Raw genomic sequence first — 21469 nt, forward strand, 5'->3', positions numbered from 1 at the left:
TGCCTGCAGACTGCAAGGCTCGGGCCAACCGGGGAGTTGTCGGCTAGCGGGGCGGTTTTATATCGTAGCGCTTCATTTTCCGGTACAGAGTGTTACGGCTGATGTTCAATTTCGTGGCAACCCGCGTGACATTCCAGTGGGCCGCCTCCAGTTCCCGGATGATGGCATCACGCTCGGCGATATCCAGTGGGTTACTGGGCCGCGCGCGCTGTCTTGGTTCACCTGCATCGTCTCCGCAGTCGCAGAATATCTCTTCTGGCAGGTCGTCCAGTCCGATGCTGTTGTTGTCACAAAGGCCAATGAGTGTGCGCATGATATTGCGCAGCTGTCGCATATTCCCCGGCCACTCATAGTGTTCCAGCGCATCCAGTGCCTCGTCCGCAATGATGACGGTATCCTGACCCGCTGATTCCAGCTTCATGATATGTTGAATCAGGGCGCGTCGATCTTCCCGGTCACGCAGGGGTGGCATCTGCAGGCTGATACCGTTCAGCCGGTAGAAAAGATCTTCGCGGAAACTGCCGTCCTCAATCTGCAGCTGAAGATTCTGGTGGGTTGCGCTGATCAGACGTATATCCACCTTGATAGGGGTTTCGCTACCCAGCGGTATGACTTCCCGCTCCTCCAGCACCCGCAGCAGACGCGCCTGCAGATGTAACGGCATGTCGCCGATCTCATCAAGAAACAGCGTGCCACCGTGGGCTTGTGCGATCTTGCCTCGGGAACCCTCTTTGCTCGCCCCGGTAAATGCACCGGGCCGGTAACCAAACAGCTCGCTCTCGATCAGTGTCTCTGGCAGCGAGGCACAGTTGACCGCCACAAACGGCTTGCTTGCCCGGCTGCTGGTTTTATGTACCGCGTTAGCGAAGACATCCTTGCCGGTGCCTGTCTCTCCAAGCAGAATGAAGGGGATGTCGAGTTCGAGCAGTTTTTTCGCCCGTTCGATATTGTGACGCATGCGATTGTCGCCAAACTCCAGCCCTTCCAGTGTCGGTGCTTCAGTAACCGCTTCCGGTACAAAGGCCCGCGCTGATCGGGCTGGCTGACGTTTAGCGCTTATATCAGGGTTCGGTGGCTGGAAACTCGCGTAGAAGCGTCTACCCTGGCTGGCATCCCGCAGTGGCAGCGGCACCATGGCCTGATTGTGCGCATTGCCGAGTGCGTTGTTGGTGCGCAGGTTAAACAGTTCTTCAAAGGGGCGGCCGATAATGTCTTTCATGTCGAGTTGGAACAGGGCACTGCGATTGGCCGCCTGAATGCGACCTGTTTCGTCGAAGGCGATAACCCCTTCACCGAGGGTGCTGATGAACTCCGGACGGCTGTGAAAACGCAGGATATAGTTATCGCGCATTTTGCAGAGAAATATCCGGTTCTCAATCAGTTGCGCGGACATGTTGACCAGCACCATGGTGTGCTGTTGCGCCTGCCTTGATTCACCCGAGGCGTCCAGTACCGCCACCAGTTCGCCGGTGGGATCAAAGATGGGTGCGGCAGAGCAGGTGAGGCGCGTGTTCTTGGTAAAAAAGTGTTCGTCCTGGTGGATAATCAGCGGGCGCTTCTCCACCAGGCAGGTTCCCATACCATTAGTACCCTGGGTCTTTTCACTCCAGACCGCGCCCGTTTGCAGGGCAGTCTTGACCGCGGTGCTGGTGAACATGGGGTCACCCACATAATTAAGAACAACACCGTCGTGGTCGGTCAGCAGGATCGAATGTCCCGACCCGGCGACCTGCTGATAGAGATTGGTCATCTCTGAGCGGGCGATCTCCACCAGTCGGCAGGATTTTTCCTGTCGTTCCTTGAGGTCTGACCGGTCGACAAGCACGGGTTCCGGGCGTCGTTCCGGATCAAGGTCATACTCATCCAGACAGCGTTTCCAGGATTGGACAATGCAATCAGTGACGGGTGTCGCGTGTGTTCCGCATCCGCGAACGGTTGACGTGACCAGACCACCGTGTGCTTTATTCGTGCTGAATTCCATCCAAATATATCCCGTGGCCGTAGAAAAAATGTGGATACTGCACTGCCTGTTAATTAGCATAGAATGAATGTTCATTGCAAATGCTGTTTGAAGATGGGTTTATTGCACAGGGGTCTTTTTTCTGTACGCCAGACCAAGAATTACCCATATCAGAGGATGTGCTTTAAATTATGCGGTGGTCATATTCGAATCGGTAAATTTGCCAGTCTATTTCCACTCAAACTACATGGGGAAACACACCGGTGAGACGACATGGCGCTAATGCATTCTGTTCCTACAAGTGCTATTTTGTGACGCTTGAAAACGGGAGTGGTTATGAAGTTTGAGGTCAGTGATCAGGAGAGTAAAAAGGCCAAGGTGCCGCATGAGATTTTTCTCACCAATCTCGTGGGCAATCACATCCTCTGGTTTATCGCCTCTCTGGGGCTGGTGCGTTCCTACTGGCAGCCGCTCGCCCTGGTGCCTGTCGTTTCCATTCTCCTGCTTGGCTATACCTTGTGGCGGGCCAGGCGTTCAAAAGCCATCGATTCCTGGTTCGTGATGTGCCACTGGCAACTCTGTGCGGGGCGCAGCCGCGCCTTTATCCTGACCTTGTCGGTATTTGGTTTTATCGCCTTCCTCGGCTGGGTGGGATTTACCTATTTCGGCATGAAAGAGGTGGCGGTGATGGCCATGATAGGTGGGGCTGGTGTACTGCCGGTGATGGTGACCGTGCTGGTGTTGATCCTGATGGAATCGGATGCCCTGCACCAGGCAACCCAGCACAAGCTGCCAAATAAGATGATCGAGCGCTATCCCAATCCCGATATTCGAGTGATCGAGGAGTAGCCGTAGGTTGGGGTGAGCTTGCGAACCCCAGCGTATTTCCATCCAACCATGATGTGGGTTCGTCCCTCACCCCAATCGAATCGCACTCCACAGGGTGTAGATCCCGAACAGCATGACCGTGATGCCGGCCACTCGGCGGGCCGTTTGCGAACGGGCCAGTCGCGCGGCGGCGCCAGCCAGCAAGCCGATTGCCAAAAGATTGGGCAGGGTGCCGAGGGCAAAGGCGAACATCAGTCCCGCTCCCTGCAATGCGCCACCCGATGAGACCGCGTTGATCAGCATGGTATAGACCAGTCCGCACGGTACCCAGCCCCAGAGCATGCCGATGGCAAAAGCCCGGGTCGGTGAACGTACCGGCATCAACTGGCGACTCATCGGTTCAAGCCGGCGCCATAACACGCCGCCGAGCCGTTCAACCCGGTTCAGCACCATCCACCAACCGGCCAGATAGAACCCCAGCAGGATCATGAACAGCCCGGCCAGCATCAGCAGTGCCTGTTGTGCCATCTGCATGGGTAGCATGCCGGCCAGTAACACACCCAGGCCACCCATGATGGCGCCGGCAATGACATAACTGATCAGGCGTCCCAGGTTATAGGCGAGCTGGAACGGGAGCTGTGCTGTGACCGATCCGCGACTCGTCTCTGGCAGCCCGAAGGTGAGGGCGCTGACAATGCCGCCGCACATGCCGATGCAGTGGACGCCGCCGAGCAGACCGACAATAAAGGCGCTGAAATAGGGGAGTAGTGATTCCATACGTGGGTCAGAAGGATACCAGATTCGCAGCGGTTTTTAGCGGTATTACTGTCCTGTTAATTTCCGCCCCGTCCAGTAGGAGCGGCGCCCTCGCCGCGAATTCGGCCCGGGGCGGGCCTCTACAGATTAAATCCTCTCCGGGTGTGGTGGAATGAAACAAATTCAGAAATAGGTGCGGAAACGCAGCGTCAGGCTGGTGGGCAAGTGGCCGAACTCGGATCGGGGATCGGCCTGCTGATCCAGCCCCCTGCCGCTGGCATACTGCAGTGACAATAACAGGTCCGACTCGTTGCTCACCGAGTAGGTGAGATTGACCTGGTGCAGGGTGGAGTTGCCCAGTTGCACATCGCTCTCGCCGAGTGGACTGAACAGCAGCAGGTAACTGCCTCGCAACAGCGGCGTGATATCCCGCTCCAGGGTGATGCCGAGTACACGTCGCCCGAGTTGCGGCTGCAACCCGTAGGCCACCAGCCGTTCGGAGGGCAGTGCGGAGAGTGTGGCCTGATGGGTGGCTCCCAACCCGTGGTCATACCATTCGATCCCGAGGAAGGTGCCTTCCTCGAACTGGTAGTCGACACCGGCAATCCAGAAAACGGCCGTTTTACCGCTCTGCTCCAGGTGGTAGTGTGCCGCCTCGACGCGCCAGCCCAGCCCGGCCCAGTCACTTTCGAAGGATGCGCCGACAATCTCGTTGCCGATGACATGGCCGGCCAGCAGCGCGAACTCGGAGCGCTCGCCGATCTGGCTGCGCAGATAGAGTGCACTGCTGTCCTTGATCCCGTCACTGCCGTTGGGGGAGAAGGCATGCACCGCCGTCAGTGAGGAGAAGGGGGAGGGATACCACTCCAGCACGGCCGCATCGATGCCCGGCTTGAAGTCGGTGTCCAGGTCGGTGGGGGCGAAGGCGCCGAACACATTCAGCGGCTGCCAGAATCGGCCGCTGCCCCAGTCCACCGGCTGACGCCCGATTCCCAGGGTCAGATCGTCGAAGCGCAGCTTGTAGGCGGCGCGGTCCAGGGTGTAGCCGATCCGCGTGGTGTGGTCGCCGTCGGTTTCATGATGCCAGTCGCCGGCGAGTTCGCGATAACGGAACAGATCGCTGGAGTGTCGTCCGCCGAGCGCCATGCCGCTGGCGTGCTGGCGGGCGGTTTTCAGATGCAGCGACCACTCGCGGTTGCCGTTGGCGCCCTCCAGCATCAGGCGCAGGCTCTGCTGGTCAGTGGTCAGGGTGTCGTTGTCCAGCGGGTTATAACCGGCATCGCCCCGTTCCGCCCGCGCGGCGCTGCCGAGCAGGGAGAGGCGCCCGGTCAGCTCCACCGCGTGCGTGGCGCTGAGCGGCAGCAACAGCGCCGTCAGCAGGCAAGTGCTAGGCCATCTGCTCATGGGACTCCTGCCCGATATGCTTGTCGCTGACAATTTTCCCATCACGCAGGGTGATGATGCGCTCGGCCCGCTCCATCACCCGCCGGTCGTGGGTGGAGAAGATAAAGGTGGTTTTTTCCTCGTGGGAGAGACGATGCATGATGTCGAGCAGCGCGGTGGCGTTCTCCGAATCGAGATTGGCGGTCGGCTCGTCGGCCAGTACCAGGCGGGGCCCTGCTGCCAAGGCGCGGGCCACGGCCACCCGCTGCTGCTGGCCGCCACTGAGCGCCGCGGGGCGGCGCTGCAGCACTTTTTCCAACCCTACCAGCTTCAGGTAGTGTTCGGCGCGCTCCCGGCGCTCCCGCACATCGCGGCCCTGAAGCACCATCACCAGCTCGACGTTTTCCAGGGCGCTCAGGACCGGCACCAGGTTGTAGGCCTGAAACACAAAGCCGAGCTGAAACAGGCGAAAGTCTGACAACTCGGCCTCCTTCAGGGTGGTGATTGAGGTGCCATTGAGCTGGATGCTGCCATGACTGGGCGCGTCCAGTCCGCCGATGATATTCAGCAGGGTGGTTTTGCCGGAACCGGAGGGACCGACCAGTGCGGCAAACTCGCCTTCCCGCACGGTCAGGTCGATCTCCTGCAGTGCCCGCACTTCCAGTTCGCCCTGACGATAGATCTTGTCCACGCCTTGCAGCGTCAGTAGTGCCACAGCCGTTTTCCCGGCGCTGTCGTTGTCAATTGTTGTCATGTGCGCAGTGCCTCCACCGGCGTCACCCGGGACGCCTTGATGGCCGGATAGATACCGCTGCCCAGGGTGGCGGCAAAAATCAGCAGGGTGAGTTGAAGCACGCGCTCACCGGAGAGTTCGGTATAGATCACCGGGTCCATGAAGGTGCCCATCATTTCGGTACTGCCACCCATCAGGGCGGCCATGTCGATGCCGTGGCTGGCAAACCAGAGATGCACGGCGCCGGCCACTATCCAGCCAATGCCCACCGCCAGCAGGCTGAGCAGCAGGGACTCGCAGAACACCAGCCACAGCAGGTGATAGCGGCTGATGCCGAGCGCCCGCAGCAGGCCGAACTCGCGGGTGCGCTCCAGCACGCTCATCAGCACAGTATTGAGAATACCGAACACCACCATGATCAGTATCAGCACCAGAAAGATGTAGTTGCCGGTATCGTCGACCATGATGAACTGCACCAGTTGCGGCATCATCTCGCGCCAGTCCAGTACCACTACCTGGTCGTTTTCAACCGCCGCTTTCAACTCTGCCTTCCACTCCGGCAGGCTGTCCGGGTCGTCCAGGAACAGGGCGAAACGGGTGATCGGCTGGAGGGCCGGATCGGCCCCTTCACCTTCCAGGAAGCGCCGGGCAAGCTGAATATCACTGAGTATCAGGTAATCATCCAGCTCATCCACCCTGGAGTCAAAAATGCCCCGCACCCGGCCCAGTTGCGCCTGGGAGTCGCCCCCCTGTTTGCCGGCCATCAGCACCACCTTGCTGCCGATCTTGGCCTTGAGCTTACCCGCCATGCCGTCGCCGATGAGGATGCCGCGCTGGTCGCCCGGCTCGATCCAGGTGCCGTCCACCAGTTGTGGTCGCAGCAGGTCGGCGCGCTGATCACCCAGCGGACTGAGTCCTTCCAGCCCGGCGCCCACCGAGTTGCTGGCGGTGCTGGCCAGGATCTGCAGCGAGATCCGCGGCTCTATCCGTCCCGCGACATCGAGACTGCCGATCTTCTCCTGCAGCGTCGTCCCATCGGTCAGGTATTTGTGGTTCGCCGGGGCCTCGATATAACCGCGCGGCTGCACCGTCAGATGACCCTCACCCAGCTTGATGGCATTGCGGATCATCGAGTTGTGGGCGCCGTCATTGAGGCCGATCATCAGTACGGCCAGGGCGAAGCCGATGGCGATGGAGCTGAGGGTGATCAGGGTGCGCCTTCGGTGACGCCAGATATTGCGCCACGACAGCATCACCAGCATGCCGAGCGGCAGATGGCTGTGTAGCCGGTTCATCGCATCACCTCGGCCGGTCTGAGACGTACCGTGCGCCAGGCCGGGAGCAGCGAGGCGAGCAGGGTGATCACCAGCATCAGCAGACAGGCCAGCAGCAGGTCCAGCGGTTCCAGGTGGAGTTTCATGTAGGGTTCAAACACGATGCCGCCCCAGTCGTAGCCGTCGGGCAGCATGCCACTGAAGTCGATACCGCGTTCACCGAACAGCCCGATCACGCCGATACCCAGCAGTACGCCGGTCAGCGCCGAAACCAGACCCAGGAAAAACGACTCCAGCAGCACCATCAGCAGCAGCCAGCGCCGTTTCATGCCGATCGCCAGCAGGATGCCGAACTCGTGGGTCCGCTCATGCACCGCCATCAGCATGGTATTGAGCATGCCCATTGAGGCCAGGGCGATGACAATGAATCCGACAAAGAAGGTGATGGTCTTGCTGATCTCCAGCATGTCGGCCACCATCGGCGTCAGCTGGCGCCAGTTGCGCACCACGGGGGTGCCGCCCAGCTCATCCAGCGGCTGCTCGCTGACCAGCTTTTTCAGTTCAGCATCCAGTTCCGCCTGCATCACCCCGAGATCAGTGGCGTCATCAAGCCGGATCACTAGTTCATGGAAACCATCTGTGAGATACATCAACTGCTGGTAGGCCGCGATCGACATCAGTACACCCATGCGGTCGAAGTTCGGCTCCAGTGGCTTGAGTATCGCCGCCACCCGGTACAGGGCGTTGCCGATGCTGCCGTCGGCGGCCTGGGTGACCAGCACCAGTTCGCTGCCCGGTTGCAGCTTCATGTTTTTCGCCAGCTGGGCACCGATCACCAGGTTGTTGCGGGGAAGGCCATCCTGGCTGTCGTCGGCGGGCCCCAGGTCCATCTTACCCTGGCGTACCTGTTGCAGCATCCGGGTGACCTGCGGTTCACGCGCCGGATCGACCGCCTTGATCAGCACCCCGGTGGAGGTCTCCGCCGTACTGGCCAGGCCGGAGGCGTAAAGGCGGGGCGCCAGGCTGATTTCGGGGAACACCCCGGCGATTGTGTCCAGGTAGGACCAGGGCAGGGTGGCATACAGGTCCTGATCGTCCACATAGGCCTGGCGATGTATCTGCAGATGGCCGATCGAGATCGCCGTGGCCTGGTGTACCATCTGGCGGATCATCCCCTCCATCATCGCGGCGTAGAGGATCACCATCACCAGCCCGCCGGCCAGTGCGCCAATGGTCAGGATGCTGCGCACCGGACTGCGCCAGATATTGCGCCAGGCGATGAACAGCAGCATGGGCAGGCGGCTGGCGTCAGCGTGCAGTTGGTCTGAATGCTTCATGGCGGCTGTCTAGCGGCGTCGCTTGAGGGTCTGCAGGGAGAAGAAGGACGTTTCCAGCGGTACACCGAAGGTAATCTCCTGGTAGACGATTTCCGTCGATTCTTCCGGCTTGTCTTCCGGTTGCAGACGCATACGCATGGGAATGGTGCGGCCATCGATCAATTGTGTCTGATCCATGGTCATGGTGCGAATCAACAGACCCTCTTCGTCATAGTAGAGCGCCTTGTAGGGGGCCAGGGAGGTCTGCTCGATCATCATCATCACCTTGCCCCAGACCACGGCGGCATCCGGTTTGGGTATGAAGGTCAACTCATAGATCTGTTGTCCGTCGCGTTCGCCCTCGAAACTGATGCTGGCATCGTAATCGTCTTCAAAGGTGCTCTCCTTGACCAGGTCATCGTTGGTGAAGTGGCTGCCCATCCAGGAGCCGGACATCATGCTGGAGGGGACCTTGGTGACCCGGTTGATCTTCGGCAGGTAGTTCCAGATGTTGTCCTCCACTTTCAGGGTGGCGATGCCGCGGTCCTTGACCGGTTCACGGATGATCACCAGCGAGTAATCCTTCCCCCGTGACCAGGCCTCCATGGTCATGGTGCGCGCATAGCGCTCGGTCCTGACCGCCATGGACATGGTTGCCTGGGAGGTCTCGCCACGCCATAGCCGGTCAATGTGCCGGATCAGTTCATCCACCTCGATGGCCGTTGCCGGGGTGGCTGTAAAAATGAATAGCAGTAGTATGAAGGTCCGGAGCAGGTTCCGGTGCTTCACCGGGTGAATTCGGCCGACCCGATGGTAGTGCATGAGCTTAATCATTGTCGCATCACCTCTTTACAAAATGGACGGGGACGTTCATCACCGGTGAATTGCGCCTATCCGCGTGGTAAACGGAAGTGTTGCCGCCCCTGATTATCTCCATGCCATCATACTGTCTGTTGATTCCTGAGCATAATAGATGACCGGAATTAATCCCGACTAATCAAAATCTGCAGATTTCCAGGCTACACTGCGGCTTTTGATATATTTTATGGCGGTCTACCGGTGACTGTCCGAGCCAAAGCAATAACAGCTTGAATGGATAAACCGACCAGCCTGGGCTACTGTTTCATAGGTATTGAAAGGAGAGGGGGAATCAGTGAGAAACGTGCCAAAGATGCCTGTTGGACTATCCGGGAGCGGGATTGTATTCCGACTGATTTATCTGATGACCCTGGTTTTTATCGGTTTGGTGTCATCTGGCGCAGAAGCCGCCACGCCTCTTGAAAAACTGAAAGATGGCGGTTTCTGGAGTATCCAGTTCGAGAATGACCTCTGGGGCAGTGGTGATGACCGGTTTTACAGTCACGGCACCGAGATCTCCTATCTCTCCCTGAAGCGTCCTCCGGGCTGGTTGACCCGGCTGGGTCAGGGACTGCCTTTCTTCCACACTGGTGATGTCAGTGCCGTGCAGTATTCCGTCGGTCAGAAGATCTTCACCCCGCAGGATACCGAGCGCAGTACATTGATCACCGACGACCGGCCATACGCCGGCTGGCTGTACGGTAGTGCCAACCTGATGTCTCGCTATGTGGATGAACCCAATCTGCAGGTGGGTAACATACTGGGCATCACCGTGGGCATCGTCGGACCCAGTTCCCAGGCAGAAGATATTCAGCGGGGATTTCATGACCTGATCGGTGTTGATAAACCCAACGGTTGGGACAATCAGCTCCAGGATGAACTCGGGATTCTGCTGACCTACACCCGTCGCTGGCAATATTTCCACCCAGTGGGTGGCGGCCTGGAGTTTGAAACCTCACCCCATCTGGTGGGCACCCTGGGTAATGTCTATACCTATGCCGGTGGTGGCATGATGCTGCGTCTGGGCAAGGGACTGCGCAACGATATCGCGCCGCCGAATATTCGACCCGGTTTCCCCGGGGTTCCCTACATCCGGCCGTCTGACAAGGCCAACTGGTATTTTTTTGCCGGGGTTGAGGGGCGTGCCGTGGCCCGCAACATCTTCCTCGATGGCAACACCTTCAGGGACAGTCACAGCGTGAACAAAAAACCTTTGGTGGCCGATGTGCAGTTTGGTTTCGCCTATCATATCCAGAATATCCGCTTTGCCATCAGCAATGTCTGGCGCAGCCGGGAGTTCAAGGGACAGGACGATAACGTACAGTTCGGGGCCATCAATGTATCATTTTTTGTACCGTACTGAATGGGACTCTGTCCGGGCTACCCATTGCAGAGGTGACAGCTTAATCCTTGTCAGCTATTCAACCAGTTGCAAGCCTCCTGCTCATTGTCAAATACCCGGGCTTGAAAGCCTTTTTTGACTGCCATGGTTTCGCTGAACAGCACGGCCTTGTGACTCTTGGGGTCCAGGTTAACGTAGGCCATTTTCCACTCCTTCGGAATCCCCAGCTGCTCCAGGGCAGTTACCACCTGGAAGTTTGCAAAAGGTGGATAGGCTCCCGTGAGGTGGGAGACCAGCATGATCCGGGTGTATCCGGCCTCCCTGCATTTCATGGCCACTCTGTCCACAATAGCCCTGCCGTTTTTGACCGGATCACCTGTGGTTCTGTCTCCTCTCCCCTCTACTCGAAGATAGCCATCCCTTTCCTGAAAAGTGAGCGAATAAGGCACGATTCACTCCTCCTGAGTCTATTGCTTTCATGATTCTCTATAGTTGAGAATAGCTGAATAATAAACAACAGTCTGGTTGGGTGTTTATCAGGATTACTGGCGGACAGGAGGCGTGACATCACCGGGTGATGAGGCGAATCAGGTCCTGAGCCATGGCCTCAACTTCGTGTGGCGCACCAAACAAGGCCTGGAATTCACCTGCTGGATTGGTCAGGATAATGCTGGTGGAGTGGTCCATGAGATAGCCCATGCCGCTCTGTTCAGTATCCACGCGGGCGTACAGTACACCCAGTTGTCCGGTGAGTTTATCCAGCGCCTGCCGGTCTCCGGTAACACCGAGAAATGCGCTGTCGAAATAGGGCACATAGCTGGCGAGTACGGTTTGTGTGTCCCGTTCCGGATCGATGGTAATAAAGGCGGTTTTAATTTCTGCGTTGAGCGATTCCTGTCGCATCCGGTCAGCCAGTCGTGCCAACATGGCCAGCGTGGTTGGACAGATATCGGGACAATGGGTATAGCCAAACGAAAGGAGATGCCAGCTGCCCTTGATCGATTCCTGGGAAAACTCGCCACCGTTGTGGTCTGTCAGGCGGAAGGGGGTCAATGGGCGAGGATCAGGGATCAGCGTACCGCTGATCAGAGGGGTGGATTGAGTACTTTCCAATGGCTCGTTGGCCTGCCTGAGTATTAGGTTGAAACTGACGCCGAAAACAATCATGAATACGGCGACTGGAATCAACCAGCGTCGTCTGGGTTTGTGGTCTGTTGATTGTTGCATCATGGACTCTGCCTCATTCCATCCGGTAGGCGCGTTTCAATTGCCAGTTCAGTGTCAGTAGCGTCAGCAGCAGCAGCACGGCAATTCCATTATGCGCGGCCGCTACCGGTAGTGGTAGATGACTCACTGCATTGGTAATACCCAGCCCCAGTTGCAATATCAGCAATATACCCACGGCCCAGGCGAGTTGCCGGGTGATAACCGACCTGCCGGTGCGGCAGAGGTAAATGCTGAGGAACAACAGGTAAGCTGCCGTTATCAACGCTCCAATACGGTGAGTCATGTGAATGGCGGTGCGTGCCTCCGCGCTGAGAATCCCGTATTCGTAGTTGATCCCGGTCCCATGCCAGAGGGTGAACGCCTGGCTGAAATCCATGTTCGGCCACCAGCTGCCGGAGTGGCAGGTGGGGAACTCGGTACAGCCGATGGTGGCATAGTTGGTGCTGGTCCAGCCACCCAGGAGGATCTGTAGCAGCAGGACAACCAGGCCGATCCTGGAAAACCACAGCAGCCGGCCGGCGCGGCTGACAACATAACGATTGAGTGTTGGGCTGTACAGGCGCAGGGTCAGAGTCCAGAGCAGGGCCGCGACGATAAAACCACCCAGCAGATGAGAGGTGACGATGGCCGGCTTAACCAGTAGAGTGACAGTCCACATGCCCAGCACGGCCTGCAGGGCGACGACCAGTACCAGGAGCCAGATCAGTAGATGGGGTTGCCCGGTCAGGTTTCGATTACGGATTGATAACACTGCCAGAAACAAAGTTGCCAATCCCAACACTCCGGCCAGATAGCGATGTACCATCTCTTTCCAGGCCTTCTCTACCTCAACCGGATGTGCAGGGTAGGCGCTGTTGGCAGAGGCGATTTGCACTTCACTGGTAGGGGCGATGAGATTGCCGTAACAGCCTGGCCAGTCAGGGCAGCCGAGCCCCGCGTCGGAGAGCCGGACATAGGCCCCCAGTACGATAACCAGCAGTGCCAGCAGCGTGAGAGTCAGGGCAAACCGGGCATGAGTCAGTGAGATATTCTGCATCGCAATGTTTGTTGTCCGGGCTTTGATAAAATTATTGATAGATTGTTTATATAGATCAAAGGGGTGGGAGACAAGTGCTTGAACCGTTGAGTCCGACACAGCAGCATGAAGCGCGGCGCTGGCTGCAACTGGGGGTGTTGGCACTGGCCATTGCCGGTCTGTTCGCCATTCTGCTGGTGCTCTCCCGTTCTCCCGGTATGGAACGCTTTTTCCCCTGGATCGATTTTTTTCGCACCGCACTGGTGGTGCATGTGGATCAGTCGGTGTTGATCTGGTCGCTCGCCATGGCCGGTGTGATCTGGTCCCTGGCCGGTGTGCCGCAGGGACCAGTCGGGTTGAGGCGTGTTGCGTTGGGACTGACCCTGACAGGTACCCTGGGCATCGCGCTTTCTGCCTTCATCGGTGAGGGTATGCCGCTGATGAATAACTATGTCCCGGTTCTGCAGCGGCCGCTGTTCTTTATCAGCCTGGGTCTGGTGGGCATCGGTGTGGCTCTGCGCCTGGCGCTGCTGCTGTTGCGGATTCGACCGGCCGACCTGTCTGCTGATCAGACCGGTCTGGTGAATGTTGTCGCCCTGACCGTCGCGGTGGCCTGTGCCATGGCGATAGGGGTGCTGTTCTACACCTGGTTGCATCTGCCCGCCGAGCTGGATGGTGTAGCCTATTACGAGTATCTGTTCTGGGGCGCGGGGCATGTGCTGCAGTTTGCCTATACCCAGATGCTGCTGCTGGCCTGGCTGCTGTTGCTGGCAGCTGGTGGCGTGCGTATCCCGTTGTCGCCGCGCCTGCTGAATGGTCTGCTGTTGCTGGGGCTGTTGCCGATACTCTGGACCTTTGTCATCTATCTGAATCACGCGCCGGTCTCCGCCGGTATGCGCATCGCCCACACCCGCCTGATGCAGTATGGCGGCGGCATTCCCGCCATCCCGGTTGGTCTGCTGGTGCTGTATGCGCTGTTCAAAAACCGCCAGGCGGCGGCTCCGGCGCAACGTCCGTTGCGTCTGGCGCTCTGGTTCTCGTTGCTGCTGTTTGCCTCCGGCGGTTTGCTGGCCATGCTGATTCGCGGCGTGAATACAGTGATACCAGCCCATTATCACGGCTCCATTGTGGGTGTGACTCTGGCCCTGATGGGGTTTGCCTACCTGCTGCTGCCGGCCCTGGGTTATGCCAGGGTGGAAGGCAGGCTGGCCACGGCTCAACCGATTGTCTATGGAGTGGGGCAGATGCTGCATATAGGTGGTCTGGCGTTTTCCGGGTTTCTGGGTATACAGCGAAAAACCGCGGGTGCCGCCCAGGGGCTGGAGAGCATCCAGGCCAAGCTGGCCATGGGCGTTGTGGGCATCGGCGGATTGCTGGCGGTTATTGGCGGCATTCTGTTCGTCTGGATCATGTTGCGCGCCTTCTGGGAAGGTCCCGATGTGCAGACACTGGATGATCAGGTGCCCAGTCCCGGCAGCAGCAGCGCCAGATAATGGTCAGCCAGCAGCAGTGCGAACAGCAGGCTCAGATAGACAATCGAGTAGCCGAACGTCTTCATGGCATGGTGGTTGTCATCGCTGCGCCAGAGTACAAAGGCGTGATAAACGAATCCCACCCCCAGTGCAAAGGCGCCCGCCAGATAGAGATAGCCACTCATGTGGATCACGAACGGCATCAGTGAAACGGCCAGCAGCATCAGGCTGTAAAGCAGTATCTGTTGTTTGGTGAAGTCGACGCCGTGGGTCACCGGCAGCATCGGAATACTGGCGCGGGCATACTCCTGTCGGCGGTGGATGGCGAGCGGCCAGAAGTGGGGCGGTGTCCAGATAAATACAATCAGCAGTAGCAGAAACGCCTCCAGCGGCACGCTGTTGGTAATGGCGCACCAGCCAAGCAGGGGCGGCGCGGCGCCGGCCAGGCCACCCCAGACGATATTCTGCGGGGTGGTGCGCTTCAGGTAGAGGGTGTAGATGAAGGCGTAGCCGATCAGGGCCAGAAAGGTAAGTCCCGCGGTCAGCAGATTTACCTGGGTGGCCAGCATCAGCATGGAAATTATCCCCAGCAGCAACGCGAAACCGACTGCGTGGCGCGTATCCATCCGGCCACTGGGGATGGGGCGTCGACTGGTTCGCTCCATCAGTGCATCGATACGCTGGTCGAGGATGTGATTGATCACCGCGCCGCAGGCGGCTGCCAGCGAAATTCCGGCCAGCCCGAACAGCAGCAGTTTCAGCGGCACCGCACCGGGGGTTGACAGGAGCATCCCCACCAGGGCGGTAAAGGCGATCAACAGAACCACCTTGGGCTTGGTCATCTCATAATAACGGCGCCAGGTGATGGTGCCCTGGTTCAGGATTGATAGTTCACCCGTCGTGGCCATTGTTTACTCCTGTTGTCCAGTTGCGAGACGCCTTGAGCAGCGTCTCGAGATCTTTAAGGATGTCTTTCTTCGGGCTGCTCGCGGTGTAACCCATCATCAGCATGCCATTGGGATCCGCCAGGTAAGTAGCCCTGCCCGGATCGATGCCGGAAACTGAAAAGAGTCTTTCGAACTCTGTTAGTTGATCCGGGTCCAGGTAAAGGATGTTCAGGTCTTCGGCGTGTGTGTCCGATGTGTCGGTAAAGAGTTCGGCCACGGGCGCTTCCTGAATCAGCAGCTGCTCAACCCGTATCCGCTCCGCGCCGACTGCTCGCCTTATCTGTCGCAGTGCCTGTAACTGTTGCCGGCAGTCGTCAGCACAGACACCGCGATTGCGGGAGATCAGAAGCCAGCGACCGGAGAGGGTACTCCAGTCAAAATTCCGGTTATTGCCATCCTTCAGGTGCAGTGACTGCAATGGTCTGGGGGGGGATACCAGAGTCCCATTGTTTTTATGTTTGTCCGGCAGCCATTGCGGATTCATGACGTAGAGCCAGCCGGCTGTAGGTGGCAGACCAAACAGCAGTATCAGCACCAGAAGTGGTATGTAGGACCGGCCGTTGGTGATGGATTGCATCAGCGGTTCTCCTTTGCTGTTACCAGAGAGGATAGTCGCGTCAGCGAAAGTCTCAACCAGAGTGCCAGCGATAGCAATCCAAAGGCAAACCACTGTATCGCGTAGCCAAGATGCATCCCCTCGCCAGGTCTGGCGCTGGCCCAGGCGCGCACAAAGCCGTGCGGGGAGTCAGGTGACTGCAGGATAACAAAGGGAAAGATATCGAGTCCGGACCATGCCCGGTAGTTTTCCAGGGTCAGGAAGGGCCAGAGGATGGAGTTGTGCAGATCAAACTCAAGCTCAATCGCCGGGGGTGAAGGGATGTTGGTTTCGCCGCTCAGGGTGATGGGTCCGGTAGGTGTCTCGATGGCGGGCGGGTGGTTGTTCACGGCGGCTACCCAGCCCCGGTTCACCAGCAGATGCCGGTTGCTGCCCTGGAGGCGCAGCGGTGTGATGACATGATAACCCGGCTTGCCGAGATGCTTGCGATTGGTGATCAACAACTGCCCGGCCGGGACAAATTGGCCGCTGACCGAGAGCGTGCGAAACTCAATCTCTTCTGCCGTTAGCGGTTGTTCCGACACGATCAGGGGTGGGAGCTTGCGCCGTGTTTCCATGGTGTTGGCAGTGGTGCGTTTCTGCTGGGCGCGATCCAGTTGCCAGAAACCGAGCGAGAGAAACAGCGGTAGCAGGATCAACAACAGAAACAGTGTTGGAATCGGACGCGGTTGAAACTGCAATGTCGAGATCTGCATGGCGGTCTATAGTATGTGCATGGGCATGCGCTGTTGTTTCTCGCCTCCGGTTAATTCCCATGGGAGAAGGGAGGACGTCGTGGATATTTTTATCAAGCTGCCGGTCATTCTGGTTCTCATTTTTATATTGGTCTCACTCTTTCAGGGTATGTACTACCTTGCCAAGGATGATGGAAAAAACGACAAGACCCGGGTGGTCAAGGCGCTGACCGTTCGTATTGTGCTCTCTTTCGTGCTCTTTTCACTGTTGATCCTGGGTTATCTGACCGGTCTGTTACAGCCGCACGGAATCTGATTCCGGGCGATTAAAACCAGTAAACGAAAATAAACAGACCGAGCCAGACCACGTCCACAAAATGCCAGTACCAGGCTACGGCCTCGAAGGCGAAGTGATTATGGGTGCTGAAATGGCCCTTCATACTTCTGCCCAGGATCGCCATAAGCATGATGGCGCCCATGGTGACATGAAAACCGTGGAAGCCGGTCAACATGTAGAAGGTTGAGCCGTAGACTCCCGACTGCAGGGTCAGATTCAGCTCGCCGTAGGCATGAATATATTCGTATGCCTGAAAACCCACAAACAGCAGGCCCAGTCCGATGGTGGCCATCAGTCCCCGTACCAGGGTTTTCTGATTATCCTGTTTTAGACCCCAGTGCGCCCAGGTAATGGTAGCGCCACTGGAGAGCAGCAGAAGGGTGTTGATTGCTGGTATCCCCCAGGCGCCCATTGCTTTGAAATCACCACCCAGTGCGCCCGGACCATGACTGGGCCAGGCCGGGTCGAACTGGCTGTAGAGGATCTCGCGGGTAGCACCAAGATAGCCGTCGCCGCCCAACCAGGGGAGCGCAATGTTGCGGATATAGAACAGGGCGCCAAAGAAGGCGAGGAAAAAGAACACCTCCGAGGCAATGAACCAGAACATACCCATGCGGAATGAACGATCCACCTGCTGGTTGTAGCGGTCGGCGAGGTTCTCGGATATCACGTCGCGGAACCAACCAAACAACAAGTAGGCGAAAAGCAGCAGTCCACCCATGACGATAAACTTTCCGACCACGACACCGTTCATCGCCAGGACGGCACCAATCAGCGTGGTCAGCAGCGAGACCATGCCGACGATTGGCCAGGGGCTGGGCTCAGGGATGAAGTAAGCGGTGCGTTGCTCTGACGATGACATAGGTCTCAATCCTGATGTTGGTGTATGAGGCTAACCCTTCTCTCGTTTGTTTGGTTCAGGCGGTGCGTTTTCCAGTTTCATCAGGCTGTAGGAGAGCGTTAATGAGCGGATCTCCTGCGGAAGCTCGGGAGAGATCATGAAACGCAACGGCATATCAACAGACTGTCGACCTGCCAGGGTCTGCTGATTGAAGCAGAAGCACTCCAGCTTGTTCAGAAAGGCGGTTGCCTGCCAGGGTGCCACGCTGGGTATAGCCTGCCCGGTGACCGGTTCGCTACTACGATTGCGGGCGGCAAAATCAACCTGATACAACTTGCCAGGATGCACCTGCAGATTGCGCTCGACCGGACTGAAATCCCAAGGCAGATTGGGATGAACCGAGGTGTCGAACTTGATGGTGATCAGTCGTGAATCTTCCTGTTCGGAAGCCGGGTTGGCGATCTCTCCCGCACTGCGTAGGCTGACGGACTGGATGCCGGTTATCTGGCAAAGCACGTCATAGAGTGGCACCAGGGCAAAGCCGAATCCGAACATGCCCAGCACCAGCAGTGACAGCAGCCAGATGGTGCGGCGCTTGTTACGGACCCGAGCTTCGGTATTCATTTTGCCGCCTCTCCCAACATCTTGAAGATGTTCTGCCAGAAGGGGAATGAGGTGATCAGCACCAGCAGGGCGAAGCCGCCCAGAATCCATGCCAAGCGTCTGTTTTTGTGTCTCAGTTGATCGTCACGCGGGTTCATGAAGTCTGCTCCTGCCGGATCAGCGGGGGCGTTTCCCAGGTATGGAAGGGTGGTGGGGAGGCGACTTCCCACTCCAGGCCCTTGGCGCCCTCCCAGACCCGGTTGGTGGCTGGTTCGCCGCCGCGTATGGTTTTGATAATGATGTAAAGCAGCAGCAGATGGCTGAAGCCGAAAATCATCGCCCCGACACTGGAGATGGCATTGAACTCGGTGAACATGACGTTGTAGTCGATGATCCGGCGTGGCATGCCGGCCAGGCCGAGAAAATGCTGCGGGAAGAAGGTGAGATTGAAGCCGGTCACGTTGATCCAGAAAAATATCTTGCCCAACCGTTCGTCATACATGTGACCGGTCCATTTCGGCAGCCAGTAGAACACGCCGGCAAACAGACCGAATACCGCACCCGGCATCAGTACATAGTGGAAGTGGGCCACCACAAACATGCTGTCGTGGTATTGCATGTCTGCCGGCACCACCGCCAGCATCACCCCGCTGAGACCGCCGAACGTGAACATCAGGATAATGGCTACCGCAAACAGCATGGGCGTCTCAAAAGTCATGGCGCCCCGCCACATGGTGGCGATGAAATTGAAAATCATCAGGCCGACCGGTATGGAGATGATGATGGTGCCGATCATGAAATAACTGACCGCGCCCAGTGACATGCCAATGGTGTACTGGTGATGCGCCCAGACCACCATGCCGATGGTGCCGACGGCGATCATGGCACCGACCATGGATTTGTAGCCGAACAGCGGTTTGCGCGCGAAGGTGGGTATGATGTGGGAGAGCACACCGATGGAGGGCAGTAGCAGTACATAGACTTCGGGATGACCGAAGAACCAGAACAGGTGCTGGAACAGCACCGGGTCACCACCACCGGCGGCATCAAAAAAACTGGTGCCGAAATGGCGATCGAACAGCAACATGGTGACGCCACCGGCGAGTACCGGCACCACCAGGATCAGCAGGAACGCGGTCACCAGCCAGGTCCAGCAAAAGATCGGCATCTGCATCAGGCTCATGCCGGGAGCGCGCATGTTCAGCAGGGTGACAATAATATTGATGGAGGCCAGTACCGATGAGATGCCCAGCAGGTGAATGGCGAAGATCAGGAAGTCCATGGACATACCCACCTGCACCGAGAGGGGCGGATAGAGGGTCCAGCCGGTATTGATCTGGCTGCCACCACCGGGGAAGAAGGGGACGACGAACGAGAGTATCAGCATGGTGCCGGCCGCGGGCAGAATCCAGAAGCTGAGATTGTTCATGCGCGGCAACGCCATGTCCGGTGCGCCGATCATCAGCGGAATCATCCAGTTGGCCAGACCGGCAGCCGCCGGCATCACGGCACCAAAGATCATCAGCAGGGCGTGGTTGGTCACCAGATTGTTATACAGGTCGGGGTCCAGTAACTGGATGCCCGGTTGAAACAGTTCGGCGCGGATCAGCATGGCGCTGGCGCCGCCCATGAACAGCATGGTCAGGGCGAACAACAGGTAGAGGGTGCCGATGTCCTTGTGATTGGTGCTGAACAGCCAGCGTCGCCATCCGGTCGGGTTGGCGTGATGGTGAGCTTCATCATGCAGGGCGTTGGTATAGCTCATGTTCCTCAACTCCTTCAGCGGGCCAGGGCGACGTCTGTCGGCTGTACCGTATCCCCGGTCTTGTTGTCCCAGGTGTTACGTTCGTAAGTGACAATGGCGGCGATTTCAAGATCATTCAGTGATCCCCATGCCTGCATGGCGGTACCCGGTTTGCCATTGATTACCATGTTGAGATGGCCTTCGACCGGGCCATTGACGATGGGCGAGCCGTTCAGGGGCGGAAAGGCGGGTGGCAGACCCAGACCGGTCACCTGGTGGCAGGCGGCGCATTTGGTCTCATAGAGCGCCTTGCCTTTGGTCATCAGTTCGTTTTTGCTCCAGGTTTTTGTCGAGGCCGCCTCGGCCGCCGTCGCCACCTTGATTGCCTGTTGCTCGTTCACCCACTCCTGGAATTTTTCCGGTGAAACGGATTCCACCACCAGGGGCATGCGTGAGTGCCAGGTGCCGCACAGCTCGGCACACTGGCCGCGAAACACCCCTTCACGGTTTATTTCAGACCAGGTTTCGGTGACATAGCCGGGAATGGCGTCCTTTTTGAAAGCCAGTTCCGGTACCCAGAAGGCGTGCAGTACATCGGCCGAGGTATGCAGAAAGCGGATCTTGGTGTCGGTCGGCAGGACCAGCCGGTTATCCACCTCCCTGAGATAGAGGTCGCCGGCCTTCTCCTCGGGTATGTAACGGCTCTCCACCTTGATGCCGTGATCGAGATAGTCGAACTCCCACCACCACTGGTGCCCGGTCACCTTGACGTCCATGAGCTTTTCATCCTTCGGCACATCCCAGACTTTTTTCAGTACCGTGTCGGCATTACTGGCGATGGTTAGGTCGACTCCCAGCACCAGGGCCGGCACGATGACCCAGGACCAGTTGCCGAACCAGGTGTTGTGAAAGTTCTGGTCGGCCTGATAGCCACGGCTTTTTCTATGGAAGTAGAGTGAGTAGATGACGAAGGAGAAAACAACAAGCAGCAGGAAGGTCGCAATCCGCATGGTCAGCATGTGGATGTCGTAGATCTCCTGTGCGACATCCGCGGCCGGGGGAGGGAAGTTAATGCCGTACTCTGCCTGGGTCGATTGGAATCCCGCCAACCCGGCGGTTAGCAGAAGGAGGCTGCTAACAGTGGTGAATCTCCTGCACATAACTACTCTTCCCCTCTTTATCACGTGTGAATGACTGCGGGTCAGATATTAAGCTGCATATCCTGTTATTAATTTATGCGTTATGAATCCGTGTAATTGTTGGTTTGAAATAGCCAAGGTTTTCTGAATCAGGAAGCAACCCCGGGTTCAGGTTCAGTTCTGAAATAGTTGCAGACGCATCTAACCAGGTGGAATCACGGGTTATTGTTGATGCCTGGGTTTATTATTGATACGCCCTCAGTATCCGGTCTGTATCAGTTGCTGGCAACCCCATGAGATTCAGGGGAACCCGCCGGTTTTTCAATCACAGAGCGTAAATACTTAAAGTCAGTATGGCCCATTCTTCCCGAAACGCAATGTCTTCCCTGGAACCGATGGCATGG

At 57.8% G+C, this 21469-nt stretch carries 22 protein-coding genes; 4 read left to right on the top strand and 18 right to left on the bottom strand.

Going from position 1 to position 21469, the window contains the following annotated elements:
- Window positions 1-43 precede the first annotated feature (43 nt).
- On the bottom strand, window positions 44-1981 hold the full coding sequence (locus tag ACHZBF_RS06350; protein ID WP_321527963.1) for a sigma-54-dependent Fis family transcriptional regulator: 1938 nt from the start codon (window positions 1979-1981) through the stop codon (window positions 44-46).
- Between the two features lie 315 nt (window positions 1982-2296).
- On the opposite strand from ACHZBF_RS06350, the gene ACHZBF_RS06355 reads away from it, so the two are divergent.
- Complete coding sequence (locus tag ACHZBF_RS06355) at window positions 2297-2809, top strand: hypothetical protein (RefSeq protein WP_321527964.1); 513 nt, start codon at window positions 2297-2299, stop codon at window positions 2807-2809.
- 66 nt (window positions 2810-2875) lie between these two features.
- On the opposite strand, the gene ACHZBF_RS06360 is transcribed toward ACHZBF_RS06355, so the two are convergent.
- The 6 genes from ACHZBF_RS06360 to ACHZBF_RS06385 form a co-directional block, all read right to left on the bottom strand.
- Complete coding sequence (locus ACHZBF_RS06360) at window positions 2876-3565, bottom strand: sulfite exporter TauE/SafE family protein (protein WP_321527965.1); 690 nt, start codon at window positions 3563-3565, stop codon at window positions 2876-2878.
- A 162-nt stretch (window positions 3566-3727) separates the two neighbouring features.
- On the bottom strand, window positions 3728-4948 hold the full coding sequence (locus ACHZBF_RS06365; RefSeq protein WP_321527966.1) for a hypothetical protein: 1221 nt from the start codon (window positions 4946-4948) through the stop codon (window positions 3728-3730).
- Entirely contained in the window at window positions 4932-5681 is a 750-nt protein-coding gene (locus ACHZBF_RS06370) for an ABC transporter ATP-binding protein (protein WP_321527967.1), read from the bottom strand. Before ACHZBF_RS06370 ends, ACHZBF_RS06365 begins: the two co-directional genes overlap by 17 nt.
- Window positions 5678-6955 carry an ABC transporter permease gene (locus ACHZBF_RS06375; protein WP_321527968.1) on the bottom strand — a complete coding sequence of 426 codons (1278 nt, stop codon included), beginning with the start codon at window positions 6953-6955 and terminating at the stop codon, window positions 5678-5680. The genes ACHZBF_RS06370 and ACHZBF_RS06375 overlap by 4 nt, the downstream gene beginning before the upstream one ends.
- Entirely contained in the window at window positions 6952-8271 is a 1320-nt protein-coding gene (locus ACHZBF_RS06380; RefSeq protein WP_029133012.1) for an ABC transporter permease, read from the bottom strand. Before ACHZBF_RS06380 ends, ACHZBF_RS06375 begins: the two co-directional genes overlap by 4 nt.
- A 9-nt stretch (window positions 8272-8280) precedes the next feature.
- The gene (locus ACHZBF_RS06385; protein WP_321527969.1) at window positions 8281-9084 is read right to left on the bottom strand and encodes an outer membrane lipoprotein-sorting protein; all 804 of its coding nucleotides are present in this window, start codon (window positions 9082-9084) and stop codon (window positions 8281-8283) included.
- Window positions 9085-9403: 319 nt separating this feature from the next.
- On the opposite strand from ACHZBF_RS06385, the gene ACHZBF_RS06390 reads away from it, so the two are divergent.
- Window positions 9404-10471 carry a lipid A deacylase LpxR family protein gene (locus ACHZBF_RS06390; protein WP_394707551.1) on the top strand — a complete coding sequence of 356 codons (1068 nt, stop codon included), beginning with the start codon at window positions 9404-9406 and terminating at the stop codon, window positions 10469-10471.
- A gap of 50 nt (window positions 10472-10521) precedes the next feature.
- On the opposite strand, the gene ACHZBF_RS06395 is transcribed toward ACHZBF_RS06390, so the two are convergent.
- From ACHZBF_RS06395 to ACHZBF_RS06405, 3 genes are all read right to left on the bottom strand, one after another.
- Complete coding sequence (locus ACHZBF_RS06395) at window positions 10522-10899, bottom strand: hypothetical protein (protein WP_029133015.1); 378 nt, start codon at window positions 10897-10899, stop codon at window positions 10522-10524.
- A gap of 118 nt (window positions 10900-11017) precedes the next feature.
- A complete protein-coding gene (locus ACHZBF_RS06400; protein ID WP_321527971.1) occupies window positions 11018-11680 on the bottom strand; it encodes an SCO family protein in 663 nt (220 codons plus the stop codon).
- A gap of 10 nt (window positions 11681-11690) precedes the next feature.
- On the bottom strand, window positions 11691-12713 hold the full coding sequence (locus tag ACHZBF_RS06405) for a COX15/CtaA family protein (protein WP_321527972.1): 1023 nt from the start codon (window positions 12711-12713) through the stop codon (window positions 11691-11693).
- Between the two features lie 74 nt (window positions 12714-12787).
- On the opposite strand from ACHZBF_RS06405, the gene ACHZBF_RS06410 reads away from it, so the two are divergent.
- Window positions 12788-14185: a cbb3-type cytochrome c oxidase subunit I gene (locus ACHZBF_RS06410; protein WP_321527973.1), complete on the top strand. Its 1398-nt coding sequence runs from the start codon at window positions 12788-12790 to the stop codon at window positions 14183-14185.
- On the opposite strand, the gene cyoE is transcribed toward ACHZBF_RS06410, so the two are convergent.
- From cyoE to ACHZBF_RS06425, 3 genes are read right to left on the bottom strand one after another with little or no spacing between them, the layout of a single operon-like run.
- Window positions 14149-15072 carry a heme o synthase gene (gene cyoE, locus ACHZBF_RS06415; RefSeq protein ID WP_321527974.1) on the bottom strand — a complete coding sequence of 308 codons (924 nt, stop codon included), beginning with the start codon at window positions 15070-15072 and terminating at the stop codon, window positions 14149-14151. The genes ACHZBF_RS06410 and cyoE overlap by 37 nt on opposite strands.
- Complete coding sequence (locus ACHZBF_RS06420) at window positions 15056-15688, bottom strand: SCO family protein (protein WP_321527975.1); 633 nt, start codon at window positions 15686-15688, stop codon at window positions 15056-15058. The genes cyoE and ACHZBF_RS06420 overlap by 17 nt, the downstream gene beginning before the upstream one ends.
- Window positions 15688-16422, bottom strand: a complete 735-nt coding sequence (locus ACHZBF_RS06425) for an SURF1 family protein (RefSeq protein ID WP_029133020.1) — start codon at window positions 16420-16422, stop codon at window positions 15688-15690. Before ACHZBF_RS06425 ends, ACHZBF_RS06420 begins: the two co-directional genes overlap by 1 nt.
- A 79-nt stretch (window positions 16423-16501) precedes the next feature.
- On the opposite strand from ACHZBF_RS06425, the gene ACHZBF_RS06430 reads away from it, so the two are divergent.
- The gene (locus tag ACHZBF_RS06430) at window positions 16502-16717 is read left to right on the top strand and encodes a twin transmembrane helix small protein (protein WP_245621693.1); all 216 of its coding nucleotides are present in this window, start codon (window positions 16502-16504) and stop codon (window positions 16715-16717) included.
- A gap of 10 nt (window positions 16718-16727) precedes the next feature.
- Here ACHZBF_RS06430 and ACHZBF_RS06435 read toward each other — a convergent pair whose 3' ends face one another.
- From ACHZBF_RS06435 to coxB, 5 genes are read right to left on the bottom strand one after another with little or no spacing between them, the layout of a single operon-like run.
- The gene (locus tag ACHZBF_RS06435) at window positions 16728-17600 is read right to left on the bottom strand and encodes a cytochrome c oxidase subunit 3 (protein WP_029133022.1); all 873 of its coding nucleotides are present in this window, start codon (window positions 17598-17600) and stop codon (window positions 16728-16730) included.
- 30 nt (window positions 17601-17630) lie between these two features.
- Window positions 17631-18203 carry a cytochrome c oxidase assembly protein gene (locus tag ACHZBF_RS06440; RefSeq protein WP_321527976.1) on the bottom strand — a complete coding sequence of 191 codons (573 nt, stop codon included), beginning with the start codon at window positions 18201-18203 and terminating at the stop codon, window positions 17631-17633.
- Window positions 18200-18340: a hypothetical protein gene (locus ACHZBF_RS06445; protein WP_321527977.1), complete on the bottom strand. Its 141-nt coding sequence runs from the start codon at window positions 18338-18340 to the stop codon at window positions 18200-18202. The genes ACHZBF_RS06440 and ACHZBF_RS06445 overlap by 4 nt, the downstream gene beginning before the upstream one ends.
- On the bottom strand, window positions 18337-19947 hold the full coding sequence (gene ctaD, locus ACHZBF_RS06450; protein ID WP_321527978.1) for a cytochrome c oxidase subunit I: 1611 nt from the start codon (window positions 19945-19947) through the stop codon (window positions 18337-18339). Before ctaD ends, ACHZBF_RS06445 begins: the two co-directional genes overlap by 4 nt.
- Before the next feature lie 14 nt (window positions 19948-19961).
- Entirely contained in the window at window positions 19962-21086 is a 1125-nt protein-coding gene (coxB, locus tag ACHZBF_RS06455) for a cytochrome c oxidase subunit II (RefSeq protein WP_321527979.1), read from the bottom strand.
- Window positions 21087-21469: the final 383 nt, after the last annotated feature.

This window comes from Sedimenticola selenatireducens (assembly GCF_963675335.2).
In the GTDB taxonomy this organism is placed as follows: domain Bacteria; phylum Pseudomonadota; class Gammaproteobacteria; order Chromatiales; family Chromatiaceae; genus Sedimenticola; species Sedimenticola selenatireducens.